1 rRNA gene is annotated in these 1,221 nt (G+C 53.0%); it reads right to left on the bottom strand.

Annotation, left to right across the window (positions count from 1 at the left end):
* A 23S ribosomal RNA gene (locus tag AC50Y5_RS32710) occupies window positions 1–1,219 on the bottom strand; the annotation flags it as partial.
* Between the last annotated feature and the right edge of the window lie 2 nt (window positions 1,220–1,221).

Raw genomic sequence — 1,221 nt, 5'->3', positions numbered from 1 at the left:
ACATGTCATAGCTTCGGTGGTGTGTTTAGCCCCGTTACATTTTCGGCGCAGAGTCACTCGACCAGTGAGCTATTACGCACTCTTTAAATGGTGGCTGCTTCTAAGCCAACATCCTGGTTGTCTTTGCAACTCCACATCCTTTCCCACTTAACACACACTTGGGGACCTTAGCTGATGATCTGGGCTGTTTCCCTCTTGACAATGGATCTTAGCACTCACTGTCTGACTCCCGAGAAGCACGTCTATGGCATTCGGAGTTTGACTAGACTTGGTAACCCTTGGCGGGCCCCGCACCCAATCAGTGCTCTACCTCCACGACGTTCATACCTCGAGGCTAGCCCTAAAGCTATTTCGGGGAGAACCAGCTATCTCCGAGTTCGATTGGAATTTCTCCGCTACCCCCACCTCATCCCCGCACTTTTCAACGTGCGTGGGTTCGGGCCTCCAGTGCGTGTTACCGCACCTTCACCCTGGACAGGGGTAGATCACACGGTTTCGGGTCTACGACCACGTACTTATTCGCCCTATTCAGACTCGCTTTCGCTGCGGCTCCGTCTTCCCGACTTAACCTTGCACGTGAACGTAACTCGCCGGTTCATTCTACAAAAGGCACGCCATCACCCATAGATTGGGCTCTGACTTCTTGTAAGCGCACGGTTTCAGGTTCTTTTTCACTCCGCTTCCGCGGTGCTTTTCACCTTTCCCTCACGGTACTGCTTCACTATCGGTCACTAGGGAGTATTTAGCCTTGGCAGATGGTCCTGCCGGATTCCGACGGGGTTTCTCGTGTCCCGCCGTACTCAGGATCCGTCTCGGAGAGTGTGTGCTTTTGGCTACAGGGCTTTTACCTCTTATAGCGGGCCTTTCCAGACCTCTTCGCCTAGCACACACCTTTGTAACTCCATGTGAGACGTCCTACAACCCCAAGGAGCAAGCTCCTTGGTTTGGGCTAATCCGCGTTCGCTCGCCGCTACTGACGGAATCACTTTTGTTTTCTCTTCCTCAGGGTACTTAGATGTTTCAGTTCCCCTGGTATGCCTCACCTTGACCTATGTATTCAGTCAAGAGTAACTGTCCATTACGACAGCTGGGTTTCCCCATTCGGAAATCCCCGGATCAAAGCCTGCTTACGGCTCCCCGAGGCAGTATCGTTGTTCGCCACGTCCTTCTTCGGCTCCTAGTGCCTAGGCATCCTCCGTGCGCTCTTATTAGCTTAACCAG

The sequence above is a fragment of the Paenibacillus sp. JT22N7 genome (assembly GCF_059383875.1).
Note: the sequence above shows the minus strand (reverse complement) of the source record. Positions and strands in the feature narration are given on the sequence as shown.